Annotated in this window: 26 protein-coding genes and 1 pseudogene; 2 read left to right on the top strand and 25 right to left on the bottom strand. The window is 61.9% G+C overall.

The features are described from left to right. Positions 1-207 precede the first annotated feature (207 nt). The 17 genes and pseudogenes from HMPREF1022_RS04920 to HMPREF1022_RS04840 all read right to left on the bottom strand — a co-directional run bounded on the left by HMPREF1022_RS04920 (position 208) and on the right by HMPREF1022_RS04840 (position 14,313). The gene (locus HMPREF1022_RS04920) at positions 208-471 is read right to left on the bottom strand and encodes a hypothetical protein (RefSeq protein ID WP_009302155.1); all 264 of its coding nucleotides are present in this window, start codon (positions 469-471) and stop codon (positions 208-210) included. Beyond that, entirely contained in the window at positions 471-3,944 is a 3,474-nt protein-coding gene (locus tag HMPREF1022_RS04915) for a hypothetical protein (RefSeq protein ID WP_009302154.1), read from the bottom strand. Before HMPREF1022_RS04915 ends, HMPREF1022_RS04920 begins: the two co-directional genes overlap by 1 nt. Positions 3,945-3,961: 17 nt before the next feature. Beyond that, positions 3,962-4,381, bottom strand: coding sequence for a hypothetical protein (locus HMPREF1022_RS04910; RefSeq protein WP_009302153.1), 420 nt, complete (start codon positions 4,379-4,381; stop codon positions 3,962-3,964). Positions 4,382-4,392: 11 nt separating this feature from the next. Further along, on the bottom strand, positions 4,393-5,313 hold the full coding sequence (locus HMPREF1022_RS04905; RefSeq protein ID WP_008685557.1) for a major capsid protein: 921 nt from the start codon (positions 5,311-5,313) through the stop codon (positions 4,393-4,395). Between the two features lie 11 nt (positions 5,314-5,324). Continuing rightward, a complete protein-coding gene (locus HMPREF1022_RS04900) occupies positions 5,325-6,044 on the bottom strand; it encodes a hypothetical protein (RefSeq protein WP_009302152.1) in 720 nt (239 codons plus the stop codon). Then, positions 6,037-6,342, bottom strand: a complete 306-nt coding sequence (locus HMPREF1022_RS04895) for a hypothetical protein (protein ID WP_009302151.1) — start codon at positions 6,340-6,342, stop codon at positions 6,037-6,039. The genes HMPREF1022_RS04900 and HMPREF1022_RS04895 overlap by 8 nt, the downstream gene beginning before the upstream one ends. After that, positions 6,339-7,988: pseudogene (locus HMPREF1022_RS04890) on the bottom strand (portal protein). The gene HMPREF1022_RS04895 and the pseudogene HMPREF1022_RS04890 overlap by 4 nt, the downstream one beginning before the upstream one ends. Positions 7,989-7,999: 11 nt before the next feature. After that, the gene (locus HMPREF1022_RS04885; protein WP_009302148.1) at positions 8,000-8,254 is read right to left on the bottom strand and encodes a hypothetical protein; all 255 of its coding nucleotides are present in this window, start codon (positions 8,252-8,254) and stop codon (positions 8,000-8,002) included. 2 nt (positions 8,255-8,256) lie between these two features. Further along, entirely contained in the window at positions 8,257-8,769 is a 513-nt protein-coding gene (locus HMPREF1022_RS04880) for a hypothetical protein (RefSeq protein WP_009302147.1), read from the bottom strand. After that, positions 8,763-10,310 carry a hypothetical protein gene (locus HMPREF1022_RS04875; RefSeq protein ID WP_009302146.1) on the bottom strand — a complete coding sequence of 516 codons (1,548 nt, stop codon included), beginning with the start codon at positions 10,308-10,310 and terminating at the stop codon, positions 8,763-8,765. The genes HMPREF1022_RS04880 and HMPREF1022_RS04875 overlap by 7 nt, the downstream gene beginning before the upstream one ends. Then, positions 10,307-10,678, bottom strand: a complete 372-nt coding sequence (locus HMPREF1022_RS04870) for a hypothetical protein (protein WP_009302145.1) — start codon at positions 10,676-10,678, stop codon at positions 10,307-10,309. Before HMPREF1022_RS04870 ends, HMPREF1022_RS04875 begins: the two co-directional genes overlap by 4 nt. A 73-nt stretch (positions 10,679-10,751) precedes the next feature. Beyond that, positions 10,752-11,627 carry a hypothetical protein gene (locus HMPREF1022_RS04865; RefSeq protein ID WP_009302144.1) on the bottom strand — a complete coding sequence of 292 codons (876 nt, stop codon included), beginning with the start codon at positions 11,625-11,627 and terminating at the stop codon, positions 10,752-10,754. A gap of 62 nt (positions 11,628-11,689) precedes the next feature. After that, positions 11,690-12,565: a hypothetical protein gene (locus HMPREF1022_RS04860; protein ID WP_009302143.1), complete on the bottom strand. Its 876-nt coding sequence runs from the start codon at positions 12,563-12,565 to the stop codon at positions 11,690-11,692. 170 nt (positions 12,566-12,735) lie between these two features. Then, complete coding sequence (locus HMPREF1022_RS04855) at positions 12,736-13,086, bottom strand: hypothetical protein (RefSeq protein ID WP_009302142.1); 351 nt, start codon at positions 13,084-13,086, stop codon at positions 12,736-12,738. A gap of 96 nt (positions 13,087-13,182) precedes the next feature. Next, a complete protein-coding gene (locus HMPREF1022_RS04850) occupies positions 13,183-13,401 on the bottom strand; it encodes a hypothetical protein (protein ID WP_008685579.1) in 219 nt (72 codons plus the stop codon). Between the two features lies 1 nt (position 13,402). Next, on the bottom strand, positions 13,403-13,699 hold the full coding sequence (locus tag HMPREF1022_RS04845; protein WP_008685581.1) for a hypothetical protein: 297 nt from the start codon (positions 13,697-13,699) through the stop codon (positions 13,403-13,405). Further along, on the bottom strand, positions 13,699-14,313 hold the full coding sequence (locus HMPREF1022_RS04840; RefSeq protein ID WP_009302141.1) for a pesticin C-terminus-like muramidase: 615 nt from the start codon (positions 14,311-14,313) through the stop codon (positions 13,699-13,701). Before HMPREF1022_RS04840 ends, HMPREF1022_RS04845 begins: the two co-directional genes overlap by 1 nt. A 152-nt stretch (positions 14,314-14,465) precedes the next feature. On the opposite strand from HMPREF1022_RS04840, the gene HMPREF1022_RS04835 reads away from it, so the two are divergent. Both HMPREF1022_RS04835 and HMPREF1022_RS04830 read left to right on the top strand, forming a co-directional pair. Beyond that, positions 14,466-14,789: a type II toxin-antitoxin system RelE/ParE family toxin gene (locus tag HMPREF1022_RS04835; protein WP_009302140.1), complete on the top strand. Its 324-nt coding sequence runs from the start codon at positions 14,466-14,468 to the stop codon at positions 14,787-14,789. 1 nt (position 14,790) lies between these two features. Continuing rightward, positions 14,791-15,069, top strand: a complete 279-nt coding sequence (locus HMPREF1022_RS04830; protein WP_009302139.1) for a helix-turn-helix transcriptional regulator — start codon at positions 14,791-14,793, stop codon at positions 15,067-15,069. Between the two features lie 8 nt (positions 15,070-15,077). Here HMPREF1022_RS04830 and HMPREF1022_RS04825 read toward each other — a convergent pair whose 3' ends face one another. The 8 genes from HMPREF1022_RS04825 to HMPREF1022_RS04790 form a co-directional block, all read right to left on the bottom strand. Next, positions 15,078-15,302 carry a MerR family transcriptional regulator gene (locus HMPREF1022_RS04825; protein WP_008685589.1) on the bottom strand — a complete coding sequence of 75 codons (225 nt, stop codon included), beginning with the start codon at positions 15,300-15,302 and terminating at the stop codon, positions 15,078-15,080. Further along, positions 15,289-15,444, bottom strand: a complete 156-nt coding sequence (locus HMPREF1022_RS17980; RefSeq protein WP_009302138.1) for a hypothetical protein — start codon at positions 15,442-15,444, stop codon at positions 15,289-15,291. The genes HMPREF1022_RS04825 and HMPREF1022_RS17980 overlap by 14 nt, the downstream gene beginning before the upstream one ends. Before the next feature lie 430 nt (positions 15,445-15,874). Further along, a complete protein-coding gene (locus HMPREF1022_RS16510) occupies positions 15,875-17,902 on the bottom strand; it encodes an AAA family ATPase (protein WP_232221550.1) in 2,028 nt (675 codons plus the stop codon). Between the two features lie 410 nt (positions 17,903-18,312). Continuing rightward, on the bottom strand, positions 18,313-19,323 hold the full coding sequence (locus HMPREF1022_RS04810) for an HNH endonuclease (protein ID WP_009302136.1): 1,011 nt from the start codon (positions 19,321-19,323) through the stop codon (positions 18,313-18,315). A gap of 6 nt (positions 19,324-19,329) precedes the next feature. Continuing rightward, positions 19,330-19,587: a hypothetical protein gene (locus HMPREF1022_RS04805; protein WP_009302135.1), complete on the bottom strand. Its 258-nt coding sequence runs from the start codon at positions 19,585-19,587 to the stop codon at positions 19,330-19,332. Then, the gene (locus HMPREF1022_RS04800) at positions 19,580-21,250 is read right to left on the bottom strand and encodes a DEAD/DEAH box helicase (protein WP_009302134.1); all 1,671 of its coding nucleotides are present in this window, start codon (positions 21,248-21,250) and stop codon (positions 19,580-19,582) included. Before HMPREF1022_RS04800 ends, HMPREF1022_RS04805 begins: the two co-directional genes overlap by 8 nt. 96 nt (positions 21,251-21,346) lie before the next feature. Next, on the bottom strand, positions 21,347-21,661 hold the full coding sequence (locus HMPREF1022_RS04795; protein ID WP_009302133.1) for a hypothetical protein: 315 nt from the start codon (positions 21,659-21,661) through the stop codon (positions 21,347-21,349). Positions 21,662-21,663: 2 nt separating this feature from the next. Further along, complete coding sequence (locus HMPREF1022_RS04790; protein ID WP_009302132.1) at positions 21,664-22,209, bottom strand: hypothetical protein; 546 nt, start codon at positions 22,207-22,209, stop codon at positions 21,664-21,666. Between the last annotated feature and the right edge of the window lie 292 nt (positions 22,210-22,501).

Genomic DNA, 22,501 nt, shown 5'->3' with positions numbered 1-22,501 from the left:
GCGGCTCTGCCGCTTACGGATAGCGACAGCAATTTCCTTGCGTCGCATACAGAGTAGCCAACTGCTGTCTCCATCCGTAGTTAGCGTTGCTGTCTTTATCCGTATGGCTCACAAGGTTCGCCTACGGCTAAAGCTCCTTCGTCACAACGGCTGGAGCAAGGTGGCTCCGATGGCAAGGTTTTGCGGGACTACGCGCATGGCGACCTCTTACAGCCCCAGCGCCTTGAGAATGATGCCCGCCATGCCCTCGCCCTGGGCTTCGGCCCAGGCCCACAGCCGTTCGGCTTCGCCCAGGCTGATGTCTTGCGGCCCGGGCGCTTCGTAAACCCGTTCCCACTGCCCGTTTTCCCGGTTGTAGCGGCCCTGCGGCATGTCCGCCGGCCTGTCGGCGATGGCCGTGTCGCGGCCCGCGCGCGGCGTTGCGGCGCAATACATTTCATCCTCGGGCGTCAGCCAGGTAAGAATTTGCATCACACGCCCCTCCGTTGCAGGCTGAGATAGTAGTTGGCCTTGTTGCTTTGCGTATTCACGGACGGCGAGTTCCAGTACGCGCCGTTGTATTGGCTGACGGCATGGTTTCCCGTGACCAGCACCACGGCGTCGCTTTTGCGGTACACGATTTCACCGGTGACGTAATACCCGCTGTTGTACCAGCCGGACATCTCACCCAGCCTGCGCTTTCTGACCTGGTAGTCGTGCTCTTCCTCCACAGAGCCGTCCACGGAAAAGGGCAGGTTGCCGAAGGGAACCGGGATTTCCGCCTCCGTGTTCACGCCCAGCGGGACGGGGCCGATGGTCCACGCCCCGCCCGTGGCGTAGCTGGAAATGCCCAGCAGCTCGGGCCGGGCGTCACGGAAGGTGAAGGTAAGCAGGACCGACGTGTAGTTGTAATCTTTGAAAAACGGCACTTCATCCTTGGGCAGAATGTACAGCTGGTACTGCCGATATGGCGTGGGATCACTGATGGCGAATGACTTGTAGCCGCCGAAATAGGGGGATGTGCCGTTGGGCGCTACGTATACGCCCGCCCCGAGCAATGCTCCGTCATCAATAAAAGTGCTGCGGTCGATCAGCACATTCCATGCTTCCTCATCAGCGTTGCGGCCTGACAATCTGAATTTGCACAATGAGGAGTTCCAATTGCCGCGCGTGTTTACAAAGTCAAGCATGCTTTCAAAGGCCAGGGGCTTTTCAAGCATAAATTCCACGGCATGCGTCGCATCATTTGTTCCCCCTGACAAAAAGGCATGTGCGCCGCCGTAGCCGAGATTGAACAGGCTGCTTGCCCCCGCATTGCCGTCATAACTGCTGTCGGTTTTAAAATCCGTCACCCATTTGGTGGGTTGAAGATGATAGGTGCCCCTGGGCTGGTCGGTCATGAGGTGCTCTTTTCGCCCGGTATCCACATGCCCCACGGGCAGCATGGGCGTTTTCAGCCACACGCCCGCCTCCGCTTGCCATTCCTTGACCACCCCTTCGGCGGCGTCGTACCACAGGGTTTTGTCGGGAATCGGGCCACGGTTGAAAGCCGGGGACACGGCGTAATCCCGCCCCTGGTACAGGGCCGTGCCCAGGGTGACGCGCAGATTATTGAGATGGCCGTACCATTGGTGGCTGCCCGAGTGTATCCAGCGGCCCAGAAACCAATAGCGGTAATTGGGATTGCAGAGCGACACATAATTGAACGCGCCGAGGCAAATGCCGTCCACATGGATGAACAGGCTGGAATCGCGCTGGCTCACGGAAACCGTATGCCATGTGCCGTCAGCGGCATTGAACGGCGCGTGGTAGCACCAGTTGCTGATGCTTTTGCTGCCCCAATGCAGGGCCAGGCATTTTTTGCGGTTGTGATAGGCCAGCGCCCAGCCCCGGCTTGCAGAGTATCCGTTATCATAGAGGATAAAATAATCGTCGGTTGTTTCCGGGGCCGGTCCGTTCCACTTGAAATCCAGCTCCACGGTGCATTCGTTGCTGTAGGGATGGGCGTTTTTGCCGAGCAGGGCCGCCGTCAGGTCGGCATTGGGTCCGATCCAGTTGTCAACGCCCGTGAACCTGTAGCTGGAGGCCGCGCCCCGTGGCTTTTCCGTGGGGTCCACCCGCACGTTCTGGAAGTACAGCGGATGGTTCCAGGCCCCCTGGTTCATCTCGAACATGCCGTTGGGCACCGGATCGTAGGCCACGGTGTGCCGGGATTGCAGCAGGGCGAAACACTCTTTTTCAATGTCGCCGCGCGTGCCGTAGTGCAGTTTGCGGGTGTCCGCGTACAGAAAGGCCGCATTGCCGGGCAGGGGCACGGCCCTGTCCGCGTCCAGATTGTCCGGAAGTCGGCCGGTGCTTTCATCGGCCGGGACGACGTAGATGTAGTTGCGGCTCATTTCCGCCAGCTTGCGCCCGTCAAAAACCACATGCTCCGTGACTTTCACGGGCCGGTCCAGGGTGCGGGCCGTGCCGTCCGCGCTCAGGCCGCAGGCCACGGAGGCCGCAAAGGGCGTTTCGGGCGTGGCGTACAGGGCCGGGTCATATTTGTGCAGGCCGGGAATGACCGCCTCGTACAGGCGGATGACGGCAAGCTGCGAGTACGCGCCGCCGTGGTTGCTTTCGATATTGATGCGCACGCGCCGGTAGGCCGTGGCATTTTCCGTGAACCAGTACATCCGCCCGTTGTCCTTGAGATTGTCCGAACTGCCGCGCAGGGCCTGGTCATTGTCGCGGCGGTAGATGTCCTCCCAGAGGCCGCTGCTTTCATTCCAGCCCTGAAGCTGCCATTTCCGGGGAAAATACTGCGGCGAGTTGTCGAAATTCTGGAGATAGAGGCCCGTGAGCACGTGTGCCCGGTCGGCAAAGGCGTATTCCCACTGGCCGCTGGTCACGGTGTTGGGCGTCAGCCAGCCTGTGGACTGGTAGACAAGCTGGTTGCGCAGGGGCTTGGTGGCCCGGTATGAGGTGCTGTATTCCCCGCTGGCGCTGACCGTGCCGCGCTTGCTGATGTACACGCCGTCCTCGTGCTGCATGTCAATGAATTCCTGGCCGACGAGGTACGCCGGATAGCCGTCCTTTTCCCGGCCGGAAAGGATAACGTTGCGCAGGCGCTGGGGATTGGTGCCTTCCATGCCTTTCTGCCAGGCGCTGAGACCCAGGTTGTCCCGCGCGCCCTGGGCCGTGTCGGCCCCGGTGCCGCCGTGCGCCACGGCCAGGACGCCGTGCCGGATGCCGGAGGCGTTGACGCGCGGGGCGTTTTTTGCCGCGTCGATTTCCAGGCCGTCGCCCGTATTGAGGTCCAGGGTGCCGTCCTCCATGACGGACAGGCCGTGACGGGGTTTGACGCCGCCGATGTGCCCGGGCGTGGCCGGGCCGTTGTTGCTGGCGTCCTCGGCGCGCCCGGCCCAGTACTCGGCATCGGCGGCCGCGCCCGCCGACTGCCCGGCGCTGTTTGCCGCGTTTGCCGCGCTCCGGGCCGCCCGCGCGGCACTGTCGCCCGCGGCCCCGGCGGAGGCTTCCGCCGCGTCCCGGGCGGTATAAATATCCCGTGCGACACTTTCCGGACTCTCCTCGGAGGCCGCCGGAACCTTGACCGCCCGGTCAAGCTCGGCCTCCAGTTGCCGGATCATCTGCACCTGGCGGTCGAGCTGCGTTTCCAGGGCCCCGGTGTCCACGTCCGTGGTGGCGGAAAAGTCCGCCTCCTGGGTTGCCGGGATGGCGGAAGCCACGGCCAGTACCGCCTCTATGGGAACAATCCCGGCAGAACCCAACGTGACAGTCCCGCCGCCGGAAGACAGTACAGTCACCGTATACTCCGCGCCCGGAACCAGCGCCGTTTCCGTTCTGCCGTCCGTGGAAAAGGTTACGCGCACGTCCTTTTCACTGTAGATGGGAAAGGGAACGGCATAGGACAAGACCCCGGCGGTTACGATGTAGCGGACAACGACGCTGGTCTGGGCAATCATGGCAAACCTCGCTTTGGCTACCGGGCCAGGTAGTTGAGAAAGACGTCCACCTTGCCGGTGGCCGCGCCGTCCGTGGTGAGCTTAATCTTGGCGAAGGCCGCCATGTCCGGCAGCACCAGCTTTCCGATGGTCTCACCGTCTCCAAAGATTGTGGCCGCACCGGCCCCGCCGCTGACGCTCATTTCGGGAGCCCCCGCAATATCAGCGAACGCGCCGCCCTCGGCGTCGCTGCCCTGAATGGTGACGGTCAGTTTTTTGGCTGCGGGAATGCTCACCGCGCCGTCCGCAACCAGCGTGACGGCAAGCGCCCCGTCATGCTGCCCCACGGCCAGGGCGTTGGCGCACACGACGCCGGCGGAGCCGGGCAAGGTGATTCCTTTCTCGAAATACTGGTCATGCCAGCGGTTTTCCGCGCCGTATCCAAAGGTCTTGTTCATTCTTCCCCCTCCTAATTGACGGCGGCTTCCGTGCCGTCGGGCAGATTATAGGAACCCACCAGCCTCACGCCGTTGATGTCGCCGATGACGGTCTTCATGGAGCCGTCGTTGACGGTCATCTGCAGGTATTCCTTCTTGATGGAGCTCATGGTCTTCTGCAGGATTTTGTGGTGGCCGAAGATGTAGGTGTTTTCCGCCGTGCCGCGCACAGCGGCAATGGCGTCTTCCAACTGGCCCAGGCCGGGCAGGTTATCGGCATTGACGTTGACGATGGCGTGCACCGCGCGTTCGGGCGCAAGGTTCTGCCAGCCGAAACGTCCACGGTATTCGACGCCGTAGCCCAGCACGCCTTCCTGGCTGCGCAGGTGATAGAGGCTGCCGCCGTTGATGGGCGTGATGTCCACCAGGCGACCCTGGTTGAATCCCGTGGGATCATAGATGCCGATATTGATTTCCTTGTCGAAACGCACCACCAGGACGGTATAGGCGTTGCTCGCGGCCTTGCCCTTGCTGACGAGTTTCCTGGCCAGAGCGGCCTTGCGCCAGTGGTCGCGCCAGATGGCCAACTCGGTGTCGCTGCCCGCCTTTTTAAGGATGGCGGATTCGCGCCGGGCGAAATACTTGGGCGCGCCGCCGAACTGGTCGGCCTTGTCCTTGCTCACTTCCATCTCGCCGCCCAGCACGGAGACGTAGGTCTGGCGCAAATTGGTGTCGGCCTTCATGCTGGGCAGGGGCGCTCCCAGTTCGCCGAAGGCCGGGCCCTGCACGTTGGCCAGCACTTCTTCCACGTTCCAGAGGCCGTGCGTGGCCGGAATCCATTTGAGCATGGCCAGGATGGGCGACTCCTCGGTGAGGTAGTCCACCAGTTCCGGGCGCTTTTTCGCCTTGTCCAGGGCGATTTCCTTGAGAGTCTGCGGGATCATGTCGGGCATGGTTGGTCACCTCACTTATTGAACATGCCGTTGTAGGTTTCTTCGGCCGTTTCCGGTTTGTCCGGGGCCGGGGCGGCCCGGCCGCCGGAAAGGGCGTCCGTGGAAATAAGCGTGCCGATGGCGTGAAAAGCCTCCACCAGCACGGGATTGTTGTTCATGCCGCTGAAAGCCATGGTTTCGGAAAGCCGCCCGCCCATGCGCTTGTCCAGGGCCACCACGGCCTTGAGAGCCTTGGCGCTGTTCTCTTCAAAACGGCTGCCCCAGAGCTTTTGCAGCTCGGCCTTGCCTTTTGCCATGGCCGCGTCCGTAATTTCCTTGTTGGCGGCCAGTTGCCAGTCCAGCAGCGCCTGGGCCTGAACAGGCGTGATGCCCTTGTCCACGCAGAACTGGCGGAAATTGTCGCGCACGCCTTCGTCCACCTGAATGCCGTCGGGATAGTTCAGCTCCACATCCTCGGGTTTGAGCGCGGGCGTGTAGGACAGGCCGCGCTCAAGGGCCCTGACGGCATCCTCTTCGCCCGCCACGTCCTTGAGCTTGTCGGCCCAGGCGGCGGGAAGCCCGGAACGCCAGTCTTCGGGATGATGCTCGGCGGCGCGTTCCTGCGCCGCACTCGCTCTCGCTTCGCCGGAAAGCGTGGTTTCCGGCTCGCTCCGCTGCGCGGCCGCCGCGCTTCCCTGCGCGGATTCTCCGCCTTCCGGGGGCGTCGCGCCGGGGATGATGTCTTCAGGCATGAGTTTCCTCCTGTTTCAAAAGTTCAGCGCCGCCTATGCCGCGCAGTTCCGCCAAAAGCCGCAGGCAGGCCGCGGGATGGGCGGCCGCAACCTGGTGCAGCAGCCAGTCCGCCGCGTTGCGCAGGCGCATGTCGGTTTCATTTTTCATGGGGGAATCCACCCCCAATTCATGCAGCAAGCGGGCAAAGACGCGGCAGCCCGCTTCCGTGTCCAGCACGTCGCGCAGGTCCACGCGCGCCTGGCGGGCTTCATCTTCCTGAGATTGCCGTTCGGCGGCCACCTCTGCGGGCGTCTTCATGCGGACTCGCCTCCCTGCGTTGTTCCCATAACCTCGCCGGCCACAGTGCCCTGCGTCTTCACATTGCCCAGGGCCGCCACCTGTTGAAGCATCCGCGCTTCCGCCATCTGCTGCTGTTGAGCGGCCTGCGCTTCAGCCCGCTGCTGCCGCATGGCTGCCACGGTTTCATCGGAGCGGACCACCGACGCGGGCACGCCCAGACGCTGGGCCAGCTCGTCAATGGCCTGCTCAAAGTCGATCTTGTCCGCCAGGTCCGGTACGGCCCGCAGCATGGGCGCGGCCAGTTCGAAAAGGCTCTGGATGGCCACTGCCCCGCCCTGCTCAAGCATCTGAGCCATGGGCGACTGATAGGAGACATTGAGCGAGGCAAAGGGCGAGAGGCCGTCCGGCGGCCCGGGCAGCAGGCCGTATTCCTCCAGCAGGCCGAAAGTGCTCTCCAGCACGGGGGAGAGGATACGCGGCTCATAACCGGACACCGTGGGGCCCATGAGCTCGGCGCTGCGTCTGCGGCGGTCCATGTACTCGGTCATGGTCATGCCCGCCGGGCGCGTCTCCAGGCTCATGCTGGCGAAGATGTTGGCCATCATCACGTCTTCCAGACGCAGGGAAATCTGGTTGATCTCCTCCTGCACATGCTGGACGGCCGGGCCGAAATTGACTTCATAGAGCGGTTTGAGGCTGTCCGCGCCGAAACCGCCGGAGGGGATGACGGCCCCCGGCGAGGTGTCCACATAGGCCTTGAGCGGCCCTTGCGACACAAGCACCGGGTCGATCATCTTTTCCACGCCCACGGCCTTGCGCAATTCCCATCCTTCAATGCCTTTCTGGTCGGCAAGGGCCTCGTCGCCGGGCCCGGTGCCGTACACGCCGCGCGCTTCCTCCCAGACTGTGAAAAAGAAAGGCATGGAGCGGAAACCGCCCACGTCCAGAAAGTCGGCCGCGCCGCCCTCCTCATACCACCAGGAGCCCCAGGGCATGTTGCTCCGGTCAGCGCGCTCCGGATCGCGCGCCGTCCGGCGCTGGACCACATGGCGCACGGCTACGGGATCATACGAATCCTTTTTCAGCTTCTGGCGGCTTACGTCGGAAAGACGGTCCTCGCCGAAGCGCCGGGCCAGCTCGCGCGGGGTCATCAGCAGGCGGCGGGCCACGGCGTCAAGATTGCCGTCCTCGTCCAGGGCCACGCAGTACGTGCCGCAGGTCTGGCAGAAATAGCGGGCCACTGTGCGCGGGCTTTCCTCGCAACCCAGGAGAGCGCAACCGAAGCCCAACAACTCCTTGTTGAAAGAATGGATGGCCCGATAGAAGCCCCCGGCGGAAAGCACGGTGCGCAGCATGTTGTCGACCGTATCCACATACTCGTTGCCGCCCGTGGCCTCACGGTCCTAGCGCAGCAGAAAGGCGTGCTTGAACCAGGGATTGCCTGCCGGAGTGATGGCCTGGGTCATGCCCGCGGCCGCCTTGCGCAAGGCGCGGTTGGCCGCCGGATTGAACAGGTTGGACTCGCGCAGGCTTTCCGCGTCCTCGCCCTGGAAGAGCCCGCGCGAGGGCAGGATCAGCCGCCCCAGTTCGCGCTGTTGGGCCAGACGCTTGGCGCGCAGGCTTTCCAGATGGCCGACGAGTTGCTTGACCTCTTTCAAATCCATGAGCGCAACCCTCAACCGTCCAGGCCGGAGCGCCCCAGCAGGGACGCCCCCGCACTGTCGGCGCCGCCGGTAACGCCCAGGGGCGACGTGAGCAGCGTGCCGCCCATCTGCCGCCGCTGGCGCAGCTTGCGCTTTTCCTCGTCGCGCACAGTGGAGGCTTCGGCTTCCTGTTCCGCCTCGCGCGGCGCGGCCTCGGCCTCGTAGACCACGGGAGCCGGAGCGCTGCTCTGGCCGCCGCCGAAAATGGATGAAATCACACTGCCCATAGTTATGCCTCCAGGTTGAAATTCTTCCGTTGCAGCACGGCCATGAAGCCGTCGCGGCAGCGTGACGGGTTATGGACGCCGGGCATGTGGCAGGCTTTGGGCAGCAACACCGGCTTGCCGAAACCCCAGGCCTTGGCCGCCCTGGTCACAGAGCGGTAGTGCGCGGGCCAGACGGCCAGCAGTCCGGCCAGCGGCCGCGCCCGGAACAGATGCGCTATGGCCTGACGCCCGAGGTTTTTCCAGTCCGGCCGCGCCGCCTTGAAGATGCAGAAATGCACGCAACCGCACAGGCCCATGACAGGATTGAGCCAGACGGCTCCCGCAAGGGCATTATTCCGGTCATGGGCCAGCCAGCAGAACGCATATTGGGGATTGACGCATTCCAGCCAGTCCAGCAGGCAGGGATCGACACGGTTCCAGATCACGGCCCGCGCGATGCCTTCGGACTCCATGCGCTCAAAGGGCAGACGGCGCAGCGCGGGCGTGTCGGCCTCCACGAAGCGATATGTCACCATGACGCCCCCGATCCGGCCGTATAGCCGTATTTGAGGCCGTGGCGCTCTCCATTCAGCGCCCGGTTGGTTTCGCGTATGCGGTCCAGTTCTTTTTCCACGGCGCTACGGCCGTCCGCCCCGTCGGGAAAGGGCACGCTCACTTCCGGGTCCACGGCACGGGACAGGCAGTCGAGCATGTCGTCATGGATGCAGACCGGGAAACTCTCATATTCTTCCTCCACAAATTCCCGGGTAAACTCGCGGATGCGGCCTTCCCCGTCCCTGAAGCCGGCCTGTGCCGGAAGAAAAAGCCGTCCCTGCTCGAACCACGGAATCAGCCGCCTGATGCGGTCGATTTTGGCTGTCCTGCCGCCAAGAGGGCGGATGGCAAAATGGTAATTGAGCCGGTCCATTTCGCCCTGGATATGCTCGATGTCCGATTGCAGGCCGTACTGCTCATAGCCCACAAAGAGCGGATCGAACTCCCGCGCCAGACGGAACACCGTTGCTGTGCGCTCAGTGAGATTCAACCGGGAGCGCTCGGCGTGAATGAGATACAGTCCCTTGTCCACGTTCCAGCCGACAACGCAGAATACGGAGTAGTCGCCGGCCTTTTTCTTGCTTCCTGCGGGGTCCACAAGGATGGCGCGGTTCATGGGCCGCCAGAGATTTTCAGCGGGCCGCCAGTAGCGCAGCCATTCCGTGCGGAAGCCGTCCGCCTTGTCGGCCAGCGGGTTCTGCAGCATTTGGCAGGCAAAGACGTAAGGCCCCATGTCGCGGCGCTTTTCATCAAGCACCTCACGCGGCAGCAAAACGGGTTCGCCCTCAAATGTGCCGTCGCTGGTGGCAGGATGCAGCCGCACGGACACGGATCCGGACTTGGTAAGCTCGGCATAGGTGTCATTGGCGTGGTAGCGCGTGCCGATCATGCGCCGGGCCCCGCCGCGCGCACCCAGGTTGAGCGAGAGGCGCCAGGCTTCGGTGGTCTTGGCGATCTGTTCAGGCGTGCTCACGCTTTCCAGCGTCACCACGTCGTCATAGATCAGCAGGTCGAAATGCTTGCCCGTAGGCTGGCCGTCCACCAATCCCCAGGCTTCCACGGTGTTTTCCTTGGGATTGTTTTCCCGCCGCACCACAATGCCGTTGTCCTCGCTCCAGGTGCGGGATTCTCCCCTGCCCGGCGGGCGGATGTGCGGGAAGAGCTCTCGCAAAAGTCGGTTTGTCTCGAACTCACGCTTGATCTGGCGCAAAAAGGCCTTGGCAATGGGGCGAGTGTGGCTGAAGATGCCCACGGTCAGAGCGGGATTGTTGAGAATGTTCTGAATGGTCAACCCCAGGGTGATGATGGTGGACTTGTAGTGCTCGCGCGCCCAGAGATCCAGGCAGCCGTCCGGCACGGCCTGCACCTCGCGGCAGCGGGCGAAGCAAAAGTCGTTGTCCATGTCCGCCCGACCCATGCCGTGAACCAGCAGGAAAAAAAGGTCTCCGGCGCACAGAGCCCGCAGGTCTTCGGAGTGGCGCGCCTGGGCGTAAGCGGCTTGGGCTCGCTCGCGTTCCGTCATGCCTGGCCTTCCTCTTCTTTCGCCAACCGAGCCAAAAGAGCGCCCACCACAGGTGTAACCTCATGGTGCAGGCCCAGCCCGCCGGAGACTTCGGTTTCAACCATCTGCCTGGGATTCTGCCCCAGGGTGTCGCGGATGGTTTCGTAAGCCCGCATGTCACCGGAAAGCGCCTTGTCCACCAGGGCTGCGGTAATGGCCTCGGCGGTGCTCACATCGCCGGTCATGATTTCCAGACGCGCTTCCAGATATTCGCGCAGGGCCCGCTTTTTACGCCGGGCCTGTCCGGAGGCGACGCCGCCCTTGCGTCCGCGCTCCCGTGCTTCCTCCGTGCTTCGCGGGGACTTGAGATTTTCTTTTCTTCCAGCCATGGCTGTCTCGCTCTTCTCGGGCGGCCCGACCGCAGGCCTGCCGTCCGCCGTGGGGGGGGGAAATTTCGGGTAATCAGATGTACACGCTGCCGTTCTTTGCTTCACCAGCGACGGAACCGGGCAATATCCCGGCATCCAGACAAAGACAGGAAAGTTTTTCGAGGTAGTATTTGCGGCCTGTGACAGCGGTGCAGCCCGAAAAGTCCGTGCTGGCCGGAAACTGTATGCTTCCGCAATGCAAGGCCAAGGCGAACCCGCTGTTGAGATTGATGTTGCCCAGCGTGCGGAATTTGACTCTTTCCCCACTGCCGATCATCCCATGGCTGGTGGCGCACACAGCCATATATTCCCCCGGATAAAGGTATATTTCCGCGTCTTCGGAAAAGCGTACGCATCCGCCCCATGTCGCATGAAACGCGGAGGACTGCTCCGGCGTGGGCCGGAGTGCGACCTTGCCCTCGATCGCCAACCACGACGCCACCGTCTGCGTATAAGCAACACTGATGTTGGAGAGCGAAACCAATGAACCCACCTGGTTATTGAACCGACACAGGCGGGTCGTTTCATGAGACTCGCCTCTGATATGCAGCGCACCGAACGTGGTGTAGCTGCCGAGGCCGACGGCTATCTCCGGATAGGTCGCGTCCGGGCTCTCAAGAGAGGCCAGGTGGAAGTATGCATGGTGCCGATTGCAGCCGTCATAACGCGACAGAGCGAATACGGCGTCAGAAACATCTTTCACCGCCGTCTCCGGCGTCAGGCCGTCGCCGGACTCGCCGCGGTTGCCGTCAACGTAGATGTGCATGTCCTGATCGACGCGTTCGCGGCAGGACAGCGCCGGGGCGGGCGCGGGCACAAGGCCGCTGGGGTCCACGGCAAGGCCGAAGCCGCGCACGGGCAGCATGACAAGTTCGGGATGGCCGCAGGCGCAGTGATTGTCTTGGGACATGTAAAACTCCTTATAATAGTACAAGGTTGTAGTGGAGAAGTGCCGCACGGGATTTCAGAAAATCAGACGTAAATGCTGCCGGTTTCCAGCATGGGCGCCTGCGTCCCAGGCAACGTGGTGCCGTTTGAATTAATATATGACAGGCCCATCAAATAGTATTTTCTACCTAAAACAGATGTACATCCGGAAAAATCCACAGTATTTCCGATTGTAATCGAGCCATTATACTGGACATAAAGGAAGGCTACGCTCGCGGCAATACTTCCAATTGTATGAAATTTTGAATTTTCACATAATAGTATCATCGAACTTGTGATTTTCATGTAAGCTGTACATGAGCCTGCATGGAAATAGACATTCACATTTTCCAGAATGTAGAGGCAGCCTCCGTAGTTCACGTTCATCGCATAACTCACCCCGTTCGCCTTGAAAGCCACATCGCCGGAAATAGATGTGTGCGATCCAAGAGAGGCAAGGGAGCGCATACTGACCTCAGAGACAGCAATGACTGTTCCCATCTGGAATGAGCAGACGCCGAGATGCGTCGTTTCGTAGGACTCCCCGCTGATACGAAGTGATGTAAACGTGCTGTATGTATTAGAAAATACAGTAAAATCCGGATAGGTTGCCTCCGTGTCCTCCAGAGACAGAAAATGCAGATGCGCCGCGTGCTGATTGCACCCGTCGTACTTCGACAGGGCCAGCACGGCGTCCGCATAGCTCTTCACCGCTGTTTCCGGACTCAGGCCGTCGCCGGACGTTTCAAGGTTGCCGTTGATATAGATGTGCATGTCCCGGTCCACCCGCTCACGGCAGGTCAGCACCGGGGCGGGTGCGGGCACAAGGCCGCTGGGGTCCACGGCAAGGCCGAAGCCGCGCACGGGCAGCATGACAAGATTGGAAGGATCACAGGCGCAATGCTGTTCAGTCTGGCTCATTGATATTGTCCTTTGTTGGTTGAAAACGGCAATGGGGCAAAAAGGCTTGTCAGCGGGCGCGCCCTGTTGCGATCCGCTCCAGATCTGGGAGCAATTTCATCAGGGGCGCCGCCGTTCTCACGCTCAAATTGGGATCTACGACGACGCCCCCAGTCTTTTTGCAGGGCCCGCTAGCCCACACGCATGCAGACGACCTGGTAGGCATACCCGAGTCCAGCCTTGGGGCTCACAATGGTCCCCCCCTTAGCAATTCCGGCGCCGGAGAAACCTCTGGAAACCTTCACCCCACTCATATTGTTGAAATTCACATCAACCCGCTGGCACAGCCAGGCCCAGGTGCCGCCCTCGGGCAGGGCCACGGTCTGATTGTTCCCTCCTTCGATCAGCTTGACGCTGTCGATGGGGGAAACAGGCGAGCCGGTGCCCACGATACCGGCCAGGGTTTCCTCATCAAGGGCAAGCGTGATGCCCCGCACGGGCACGCTCACAGTCGCTTTTTCGCAGTCGCATTGCTGGCTCATGTTTTTCCCTCCAATGGTAGATTGTTGCTGTGTGAGGTTTGGTAAATGCGTTTTCAACAGTGGAAACGCGATATCCCGGCATACTCCGAGAGAGTGTCACAGCCCTCCCAGAAATTTGACCAGATACGTCAGGCCCGCGCCCGCGGCCCCGGCCCCGGCGATCCAGCCGCCCACCCAGATCTGCCGCCGCTCCAGGGCGGCCAGACGTTTGCCGTGGTCCCTGAGCTGGCTGATGACCACCTCGTCCAGACGCTGGTTGAGCCCGGCGAGCTGGGCCTCGATGCGGGCCAGGCGCTCTTCTGCCGTGGCGCTCACGTCAGAACCCCATGCCGAACATGGCGGAGGCCGCCGCCATAAGTTCTTTGAGCATGGACGGTGGTAATGTCGCCGCAGGCCAGTAGGTGACGATGAACGGCCTGACCATCAGTTCCCAGGCGAGGCCCAGCGCAAAAACATACATGAGCAGCTTGCGCGGAGTCATGCGCCCGCCGCTGGCCCGCTCCGTTTCCGCGTTGATCTCCAGGTTCTTTTCCTGGAGCCTGGCCCGGTCGGGAAAAATTTTATCTAACGCTTTTCCGCCGATGCCGAACAAGGACTTGAGCAGGTCGAACATCAGGCAATCCCCTCAAGCAGTTCGCCTTCCTGACGGCGGCGGTAGATGTATTTTTTGAATCCCGTTTTCAGCTCCAATGCGGCGGCCTGCCAGTCGCCACGGCACAGATGGCCGTAAAGCACGGGATAGCCGTGACGGTCAGCGCTGGGGAACGGCAAGCCAAGCTGATAAAAGAGGGATACGATAACAGCTTGGGCCTGCGCGGGGCAGTCGGCAAAGGACTTGCTTTCGGTATAGCGGTCATAGAGGTCGGCGCCCCGGCGGATATAGTCGGCATGCACGGCGCGGTTCACGGCGTCGCACTGTGATTCGGTGATGGTCAGGGGGGACTTGCCCAGGGCGGCCACGGCGCCGTGCCGCTTTTTGCCGAGATAGGGGCGGAACAGGTTGATGAGTTCCATCTCCAACCCCATACGGCGCAAATCGGCTTCTCCCTGCTGCCCCAGGTCCAGGCCCGCGCCGATGGTCACGCCGGACTGGCCGACGGGTTCGCCGCAGTCACCGGCATTGCCGTGGCCGTCGAAATTACGCCGCTTACACGGGATGTAGGCGACGCAATGCCGCTCTTCCATGCGGGTCAGAAAGGCGCTGATGAAATCGGTGAAGATGGGCATGGGCTACGCTCCTGCTTTTGGCAAAAGCGTAGCATGGCACTCCGGGCTGGGTAAGCGTAGGATAAGCGTGGGAGGGGCGTGGGCATAGCGTGGGAGGGGTTGACAACATTTTAGACATTGCTACTTCATCGCATATATGCGATATTTTCATCATGAACTGGACGGTAGAATACCTCAACGAGACTGTGCGAAATGAATTTCTCGCTTTGCCTCCCGACATGCTGGCTTCTATGCTCAAAATCGTTGAAATAATCGAAGCATACGGCTTGGAGCGTGTAGGGATGCCCTATGTCAGGCACCTACAGGAGAAATTATGGGAAATACGTGGACGCGGCAGGGACGGCATTGCTCGGAGCATTTATGTAACCGCCACTGGCAAACGTGTGGTCATTGTCCGTTCATTCGTCAAAAAAACGCAGCAGACACCACAGGAAGAAATCAAATTGGCCCTCAGAAGGGCGAAGGAGGTCGATTGATATGCGCAAGCGTGTTCTCGACGAACTGCCCGAACTGATGCGCAATGAAGAGTTCAGGGCTGCCTACGATGCTTTGGATCAGGAATTTTCCATTGCCAGCGCACTCATTCAGGCGCGTGCCAACGCCCGCCTGACTCAGGCCGATGTCGCCGGTAAGATGGGGGTTACCCAGTCCACCATCGCCCGCATAGAATCCGGCAAGAATATCTCGCTGAAAACCATCGCCCGGTATGCCAAGGCCGTGGGCCAGCCCATTCGCCTGGAAATCCTGCCCGTGTAGCGCCACGCTCAGGTTTCGCACGGCCCAGTCCTCCAGGCCTGAAGCCTGACCGCCTCCGCACTGTAGCGCGAATTGCCCCCTTCGCCCCCCACGGCGATGGGGGCACCTTGTTCCACCCACTTTTTGACCGTCTTCGGCCCCACGCCCATCTCCTCGCAGATCTCGGTCATGTTCCGCAGAATCTTGGGCGTATAGCTCACCACCACAGGCCGCGCGTTGTTATTCGCCGTCATGCCGCACCTCCCCCACGGATTCCGCTTTTCCCTTTCCCGGCAGACCTTTTTCCTCGGCCCGCTGTTCTTGTTCCCACCACTGCCGCCCGTACACGCCGGGATTGTCCGCCACCACGGCCACGGAGTATTCGTAATCGCACATTTTCCCGCTCCTTTGTTCCCGCACCCTGCACACCCTCCTCCGGGGTGGGGTATATATAGGCTAAAGCCTATATATTACCCCCCGTCGTTGGGTGTGCAATTTTTTTCTTTAATTTCAATAGGTTATAAAAACGTTCCCGCGTTCCCGGCCGTTCCCGAAACGTTCCCGGGAATGGCGCTTTTCCTCGGGGATGTCGCAAAATTTCCGGAAATGTTTTTCCGGGAATGGCCGGGAATTATTTTTAACATCTTAGAGCATTTTGCGCTTGAAATTATCGCTTAACGGCGAAGCAAATTCGCCTTGCGATACTTTCGCGGTGCGGATTTTCACAGAAAATCCGCACAGAGCGTTGAGATATTTTCAATATCAAAACGCTCTAATTTTCCTGATATCTTCCGGGAAGACTTTTCCGGGAACGCCGGGAACGGTGTTACGAATCATTTTCCTTATCCTCCGTCGCGCCGGTGGCGAACTGCCCCATGCCCAGGGCAAAGTCGCCGTCCGGCACGTCCAGCCATTTCTTGCTGGTGCTGCCCTTGGCGATGCAGAGCACCAGGCGTTTTGCTTCCAGAAGCCGCTGGGCATAGGTTTCCAGGGGGTGCCGCGCCAGGGACCGCAATTCGGCGGGCAATTCCTGCCGCCGCGTAAACAGGCCGTTGGCCCCGGTTTTGGTAAAGGGCTGTCCCCGTTGCGCGGCTTCGGCGCAGGCCGCCGCAAGGCTGTCCAGCAGCGCGGGCGTGCGCTCCCTGGCGACGCTGCGCAACTGCTCGTTGCGCACCTCCAGCAGTCCCGCTTTGTTGCGTATCCAAGTCTTGATCTCCCGGTCACCTGGGCCATTGCTTTTGACCAGACAGCCCTTCATGACGCTGTTGCGCGCCCATTCCACGCCCAGCGCGGAGCAGGCCGCCCTGCCCGCCTTTTCCTCTACGCCCCAGAGCACATAAGCCGCCCTGGCGTTGTCCACGATGGCCGAGGTGCCCCGGATCAGGGCGCGGGCCTCTTCCGGCGTAACCACGTTGGCCTTGCTCTTGGCCAGATGGTGCACCAGCACCACGGCCGCGTCGGTTTCCTGGGCCAGTTGCGCCATATGTCCCATGGTGAAAGCTCCCACGGCGGGATCGGTATTGATATCCGCCATGACGAAACTGGCCAGCGGGTCAATGACGATAAGCGCAGGCCGCAGTTCCACAAGCTGGGCGCGCAGCTCCAGCCAGTCGGCGGACAGCTCCGGGCCGTGTTTGCCGGGCACGATGACCGGCAGCGGCCCCCCGGCGTTGGGCAGCGGCAGCACATACATCTCCCGGGCCCGACCCACGCCGATACTCTGGAGACGACGATGCACCTCATCGGCGCTGTCCTCGGCGGAAATGACCGCCACCGGCCCCTGCCGCAAAATGCGGTTCCCAAAGGCGGTCAGATCAGGGTTAAAGTCACGCTCGCCACCGTTGCCCCTGCGCAGCGGCGTCTTGCCCGCCACCTTAAGCCCCAGATCCAGGGTAAGCATGCCCTTGCCGGCGTCGCCCATGGCGGCCAGCACAAAAACCGCGCCGCAGGGCATGATATTCTCCACAAGCCAGCGTCGCTCCGGAGCTTGCCCGGCAAAGCGCTCAAGGCCCCATGACCGGATGTCCCGCTTCCGCTGGCCCGCGCCCGCCAGCAACTGCCGCTTCACCTCCTCCAGCCCTTCACGCTGGTGCAGGTCATTCCAGTCCGTGAGCCTGCCCGCGCCCGACGCGAAGGACGGAAACAGCGTTGCAGCCCCCACTTCCCTGGCGCAGGCCTCGGCCTTGGCGCGCCCAGGATTGCCTTTTGTCCAACGGTCATCATCACCGCAGATGACCATACGGCATTCGGGATGAACCTGGCGCCAGGCCCGCGCCACAGGCAGCAAATTGCCCGCATTGAAAGCCGTCAGCACGGTCCAGCCCGTGGCCATGTGAATGCTCGCCGCCGTAGCGTAGCCCTCGGCCACGGCCACAACGTCGTTTGTGCCGGGAATGCGGTGAAAGCATCCGGCGATGGCGCCGCCGAAGAGAAACTTCTTGTTCCCGCCGGCGTCGATGAATTGCAGGGAACGCATTGTCCCCGCCATGTCCATGACCGGTACTAACAGTTTCCCGGCCGACAGCCTGAGCCCACAGGACGCATTGCACTTGGCGCTCAGGTAAGGATGGGCCTCACACGCATTGGATTTGGCCCAGATGTCAGCGGCCCGCGCGGCGGCCTCAGCGGCAAGCCGCGCGCGCTCCTGCTCCCGCGCCTTGCGGGAGCGCTCCAGGTGCGCCTGTGCGATTTTCAACTCCTCAAGGCTGAGCGAGTCTTTTTCTTTTGCGCACCACGTCCAGCTTTCGCCGGTTCTCCAGTCGCCCGCCTCTCCGGCGGGCAGGCCGTCCACATACAGCACATACCAGCCGGACGTCCGGCCGGGTTTGTCGTCATCCACAGGGCACCGTTGCACTCGGTTTCCGGTGGGAACGACGCTGTCATCGGGGTGCAATCCATGTGACAGCAGGAACTCACGGAACGCGGCGGCGGGATTCGCAACGCCATGGGCCCGGTTGCGAGCGGGCCGGGCATCCTGCCGCGCGGCCGTGTTGAAGTCGCACCAGCCGTTGCCCGCAGGGCTTGCGCCAGTCGTCGGCGAGTCTCCGAGCCTTACGAATGGCGAAAGCAGTTTTGTCGGCTGCCCATTGGCGTGACCAATTGCTGTCGTCATCAGGAACTCACCGCGCTCGAACGGCTGACGCACGGATGGCGACAGCGATTGCGCCGATGCACCCGTGTCGTTACGCATGCTGCCTTCAAGCGTAGTTTCCTTCGTCACAATTCTTGAAGCGAAGACGGCGTTCATGATTGCCGGCTCCGGCTTCAAATTTCTTGGCCGGACCAGCAGCGCTGATGCCAGTCGCAAAATTTGCATTCAAACCATGTTTCATCCTGCGCGCAACGCGGCAGCAACTGCCCGGCTTCGCAGGCCCTGACCAGGTTGACGGCCCTGTCGGAAAGCACCTGAGCCGCCGGGGCGTCAAAGGGCACGTCCAAGGCGCAGATTTCCATGCTGTCGGCATTGAGCGCCGTGAACAACGCGGGGGCGCCGGTCAGTTCAAAATAGGCCATATAGAGCTGCGCCTGTCCGTAATAAACGGGATAGGCCTTCTTGAGCCCGTCGCGCTCTACCTTGTTCCAGCCCTTGGCACCGAGAACCTTGTTTTCCCAAAGGCGCGGATACGGCCCGCACTCTTCCGGACCGGCGCGCAGCACGCCGTCGGCGTAGCCCAGAATTTTGCCGTCCAGAGCGCGGAAGCATATCTGCTGGCCATCGGCATTGTGCGTGTAAAGATCAAAACCGGCCTGGCGCAGCCATCGGGCCATCCAGTTTTCCCCTTCATGGCCACGGTGAAAAATACGCAGGGCCTTACCTGTAAAGGGCTTGTCCCTGGGGGCCTTGAAAAATTCATATTGCAGCTTGCGCAGGCAGGATTCGCCCAGCCGGGACGCCCCGATGCGCGGCGTGCGCGCGGCCAGCCGTTCAGCGTCGGCCGCCTCCTGCACATGCAGCATGGCCGTATCCACCAGATAGGCCACGCGACCGCCGGTATTGCGCATAGTAAAATCTTGCATGTCTTCTTCTCCTCTGTAGCCATGCCGTCTGCCGTGACAGTCACGGCAGAGCACCAGCAAGTCCTCGTCCTTCTCCTGAAACAACCGCGCGTAGGTCAGATGGTGCACATCCAGCGGCCCGCCTTTGCCGCACTCCCGGCAGCGCCGCCCGGCCCTCTCAAGGGCCAGCTCCCGCCGCTGCCGCCAGTGCCCCGTCTTCAGATAATTCTGATAGAGCGCCTTGCGCTCCCGGCTGGATAGCCGCCTCCGCAGCACCATGAGCGCTTAAAACGGCGGTTCGTCAGTGATGAGCGTGCAAAAGCTGTCCCTGCTGATGTCATGCCCGCCGATGCGGCACCTGCCTATCCACCACGGGGCTTCGGGAACCTTCTCCCACTGGTCGCAAAGGATGCAGCGTTTTTTGCTGTGGTCCAGAATCATGCGGGCCACCTGGCGCACCTCGGCTTCGCTCATGGCGGCGAAACTCCTGCCCATAAGCCCGGCATCGGCCAGCGACCGGCCCAGCATCTTCAGATCAATCATGCAGAAGTTCCCTTTCAATGAGTCCGCGGTTCCAGAAAAAATTGAGCGTGCAGGCCGCGCTGTATTTGGTGAAGGAAAGCATGTTGCCCTGTCCATAGCCCAGGCGCTGCAAATGTCCCCATTGCTTGTCCGTGCAGGCGTCGTTGAGCCAGCGGCGATTTTTCTTGGCCGCGTCGTCGCTTTCGTTCAGGCGCAAAAAATCGTCCGCGGCGGCCAGAGCCGGGATGCGTTCGCCCACGCCCAGACGCCGCAGGCCGCTTTCTCCCTTGAGCCTGCCCAAGGCCAGCCAGGCATCCCCATCGGCCGAACACACTGCGCTCCAGGCTTCAAAACCACTGGCCAGCATGACCTTGCCGGAGCCGAAGATATCGCACCAGCGGAACGGTGAGGCGTTGAGCAGGTCCACTTCCTCCATGGACACGTTACTCACGGCCTCAGGGCCGTCCTCGCCGTCAGGATCGCCGCCCGCGCCCCGTGCCGGCGCTTTGAAGGCATGGCCGCAGATGGGGCATTCCATGACTCCGCGAGGAATCTCCGCCCCGCACTCGGGACAGGTTTTCGGCTTGTCGTCCAGGCGCACCTTGCTTTCCATGTCGCCGTGCGTGACCAGGGAGCGCCCGAAATCCAGCACGATACAGTCTTTCTTGACCACGCCGGGATAGATCGCCGGGTCCACAACGCGCAGCCCCCGGCCGATCATCTGGAGCATGGCGGACTTTTGTGAGCAGGGCCGCAGCAGCACCACGCAGCTCACCGGCTGGCTGTCGTAGCCTTCCGTAAGCACGGCCACGTTGACCAGCACTTGCACGCCGTTGGCCGCGTCCACTTTATCGAAACGCTCCAGCAGGGCCTTGCGCTCACCGGCGGGCATGTCGCCGGTGACCAGCGCGGCGCGCGCCCCCTGGGCCAGAAAGGCTTCCAGCACATGGCGGGCGTGCTCCACGGTGGAGCAAAAAACAATGGTTTTGCGGTCTCCTGCCAGCTTGCGCCATTCGCGCACCACAGCCTCGTTATGCACGGCCAGGTCCAGCACCTCGGCGGCCTTGTGCATGTCGTACTCGCCGGAACGGGTCTTGCGCAGCGAGGCCAGCTTTTCGTCCGTGCCGCCCAAGGTGCAGACGAAGGTACGCGGCTTGACCAGAAAGCCCATGGCCACAAGGCTGTGCAGACTGATCTGGTCGCAGCAGTTGTCGAACACGGCGCGCAGGCCCTTGCCGTCGCCGCGCGCGGGCGTGGCCGTGACGCCGAAAATTTTGCAGTCCGGGTTTTTGTCCTTCACGGCCTCCACTATTTTGAGATAACCGGCGGCGGCGTGGTGCGCCTCGTCGATGATCAGAGCGTCCAGCTTGGGAATGGAGGACAAATGCCGCGTCAAGGTCTGCGTCATGGCGAAAGTGGTGTCACCGCGCCAGCTCTTGGCGTCGGCAGTGTACAGGCCCGTGGAGCGTTTGGGATTCACCGCGCGGAACTTGCGCAGGTTCTGGGCTGCCAGCTCGTCCCGGTGCTGGAGCACACACTGCTTGCCGCCGATCTTTCCGGCCACGGCGGACAAGATAATGGTCTTTCCGCAGCCGGTGCTGCCCACGGCCAGAGTGTTGCCGCGCGCGGTCAGTGCATCCACGGCGCGCTTGACCATTGCTTGTTGATAGGGGCGGAGAATCACGGCGTAGTCCTTTGCAAGAAAAGAGGTTGCATCCCTCGCCCGTTGGCTGCCGGGCTTGCGCCCGGCAGGTCAGAGGGAAGGAAAGGGCCGACGGCCTTAGCCGTTTTCGGGCTCGCCTTCAGGCCGGGTGGTCAGAGCGCCTTCGGGCAGAGGGCCGATCGTGGTCATATACCGGGGCGGCGTGTCCGCCGTATCGCCTGCCAGCCAGTACGGCGTGCCCTCCTGCGCATGCGCGCCGTCACGTTTGCGGTGATCTTCAATCATTTCCCATACCTTGCCGTTCCAGCGCGGCCAGACTCCGGTCCAGGGATCGGCGGGCAGGGATGCGCGGCGGGCATTGCGAGGGATGCGCCCTTTACCTTCGGGCAGGGAATGCGAATACAGGCCGTCTTCAGTGAAGTAGTGGTTCATGATTACACCCCCAGGTAAATGGCAGGCGTCATGCCCAAGTTCAGGGGGCGGTTTTCCGGGGCCGTGGGCACCACGCGCGAGGCGTCGAACATGAGGGAGTGGGCTGCTCCGGCCGAGCTCCCCCCCATTACGCGCTCGTAATCGCGTCCTGTCGTGAAGACGCCGTTTGTAAAGCCATATCCTGCTACCGAACCTACTGTTTGGTATTCGTTGTATTCGCCCGTGATATTCCGGATGGCGTCCCCTTCCAGCGCGCCCACCTGCCGCGTCAGGCCGTTCACGGGCCGCAAGAAGCAGCCGCGCCCGTCCTCGTGGAACAGGTTGGGCAGGCTGATGCTGCACAGATCTTCCTCCAGGCCCCAGTCGGCGCGGAAGTTCTCGGAAAGGCCGCTCAGGACTTCGCCCTGGGGCGAGGTGAGCAGAAAGCGCTCGCCGTTGCAGAAGTGCCAGCCGAAGGGCAATTCGTCATGCCGAAAGGGCAGCAGGCGGATTTCGCCCACATACAGGCCGTTGGCCGGGGTCTGCGGGTTTTCAACGTTTTGGCTCATAACAACTCCTTGAAGTTTGCGGGCTCAAGCCCGTGTCGGGGTGGCCCTGCCCGCTTCATGGGCGGGCAGGGGTTACAGGGTTGGAGGAGAAGATTCTATCTGATCTCTGCTGTCGCCATCCGTAGCTTCCTGCGTCGCAACGGCTAGCGCATCTCTGCTGTCGCCATCCGTAGCTTCCTGCGTCGCAACGGCTAGCGCATCTCTGCTGTCGCCATCCGTAGCTTCCTGCGTCGCAACGGCTAGCGCATCTCTGCTGTCGCCATCCGTAGCTTCCTGCGTCGCAACGGCTAGC

The organism is Desulfovibrio sp. 6_1_46AFAA (genome assembly GCF_000224635.1).
Taxonomy (GTDB): Bacteria; Desulfobacterota; Desulfovibrionia; order Desulfovibrionales; family Desulfovibrionaceae; genus Desulfovibrio; species Desulfovibrio fairfieldensis.
Note: the sequence above shows the minus strand (reverse complement) of the source record. Positions and strands in the feature narration are given on the sequence as shown.

Excerpts from the sequence above, each read along its gene's own strand:
- HMPREF1022_RS04885 (WP_009302148.1), bottom strand. The coding sequence starts at position 8,254 with ATGGGCAGTGTGATTTCATCCATTTTCGGCGGCGGCCAGAGCAGCGCT.
- HMPREF1022_RS17980 (WP_009302138.1), bottom strand. The coding sequence starts at position 15,444 with ATGTGCGATTACGAATACTCCGTGGCCGTGGTGGCGGACAATCCCGGC.
- HMPREF1022_RS04920 (WP_009302155.1), bottom strand. The coding sequence starts at position 471 with ATGCAAATTCTTACCTGGCTGACGCCCGAGGATGAAATGTATTGCGCC.
- HMPREF1022_RS04825 (WP_008685589.1), bottom strand. The coding sequence starts at position 15,302 with ATGACGGCGAATAACAACGCGCGGCCTGTGGTGGTGAGCTATACGCCC.
- HMPREF1022_RS04915 (WP_009302154.1), bottom strand. The coding sequence starts at position 3,944 with ATGATTGCCCAGACCAGCGTCGTTGTCCGCTACATCGTAACCGCCGGG.
- HMPREF1022_RS04835 (WP_009302140.1), top strand. The coding sequence starts at position 14,466 with ATGAACTGGACGGTAGAATACCTCAACGAGACTGTGCGAAATGAATTT.
- HMPREF1022_RS04810 (WP_009302136.1), bottom strand. The coding sequence starts at position 19,323 with ATGGTGCTGCGGAGGCGGCTATCCAGCCGGGAGCGCAAGGCGCTCTAT.
- HMPREF1022_RS04855 (WP_009302142.1), bottom strand. The coding sequence starts at position 13,086 with ATGAGCCAGCAATGCGACTGCGAAAAAGCGACTGTGAGCGTGCCCGTG.
- HMPREF1022_RS04860 (WP_009302143.1), bottom strand. The coding sequence starts at position 12,565 with ATGAGCCAGACTGAACAGCATTGCGCCTGTGATCCTTCCAATCTTGTC.
- HMPREF1022_RS04795 (WP_009302133.1), bottom strand. The coding sequence starts at position 21,661 with ATGAACCACTACTTCACTGAAGACGGCCTGTATTCGCATTCCCTGCCC.
- HMPREF1022_RS04910 (WP_009302153.1), bottom strand. The coding sequence starts at position 4,381 with ATGAACAAGACCTTTGGATACGGCGCGGAAAACCGCTGGCATGACCAG.
- HMPREF1022_RS04845 (WP_008685581.1), bottom strand. The coding sequence starts at position 13,699 with ATGTTCGACCTGCTCAAGTCCTTGTTCGGCATCGGCGGAAAAGCGTTA.
- HMPREF1022_RS04805 (WP_009302135.1), bottom strand. The coding sequence starts at position 19,587 with ATGATTGATCTGAAGATGCTGGGCCGGTCGCTGGCCGATGCCGGGCTT.
- HMPREF1022_RS04900 (WP_009302152.1), bottom strand. The coding sequence starts at position 6,044 with ATGCCTGAAGACATCATCCCCGGCGCGACGCCCCCGGAAGGCGGAGAA.
- HMPREF1022_RS04865 (WP_009302144.1), bottom strand. The coding sequence starts at position 11,627 with ATGTCCCAAGACAATCACTGCGCCTGCGGCCATCCCGAACTTGTCATG.
- HMPREF1022_RS04895 (WP_009302151.1), bottom strand. The coding sequence starts at position 6,342 with ATGAAGACGCCCGCAGAGGTGGCCGCCGAACGGCAATCTCAGGAAGAT.
- HMPREF1022_RS04830 (WP_009302139.1), top strand. The coding sequence starts at position 14,791 with ATGCGCAAGCGTGTTCTCGACGAACTGCCCGAACTGATGCGCAATGAA.
- HMPREF1022_RS04905 (WP_008685557.1), bottom strand. The coding sequence starts at position 5,313 with ATGCCCGACATGATCCCGCAGACTCTCAAGGAAATCGCCCTGGACAAG.
- HMPREF1022_RS04840 (WP_009302141.1), bottom strand. The coding sequence starts at position 14,313 with ATGCCCATCTTCACCGATTTCATCAGCGCCTTTCTGACCCGCATGGAA.
- HMPREF1022_RS04875 (WP_009302146.1), bottom strand. The coding sequence starts at position 10,310 with ATGACGGAACGCGAGCGAGCCCAAGCCGCTTACGCCCAGGCGCGCCAC.
- HMPREF1022_RS04790 (WP_009302132.1), bottom strand. The coding sequence starts at position 22,209 with ATGAGCCAAAACGTTGAAAACCCGCAGACCCCGGCCAACGGCCTGTAT.
- HMPREF1022_RS04870 (WP_009302145.1), bottom strand. The coding sequence starts at position 10,678 with ATGGCTGGAAGAAAAGAAAATCTCAAGTCCCCGCGAAGCACGGAGGAA.
- HMPREF1022_RS04880 (WP_009302147.1), bottom strand. The coding sequence starts at position 8,769 with ATGGTGACATATCGCTTCGTGGAGGCCGACACGCCCGCGCTGCGCCGT.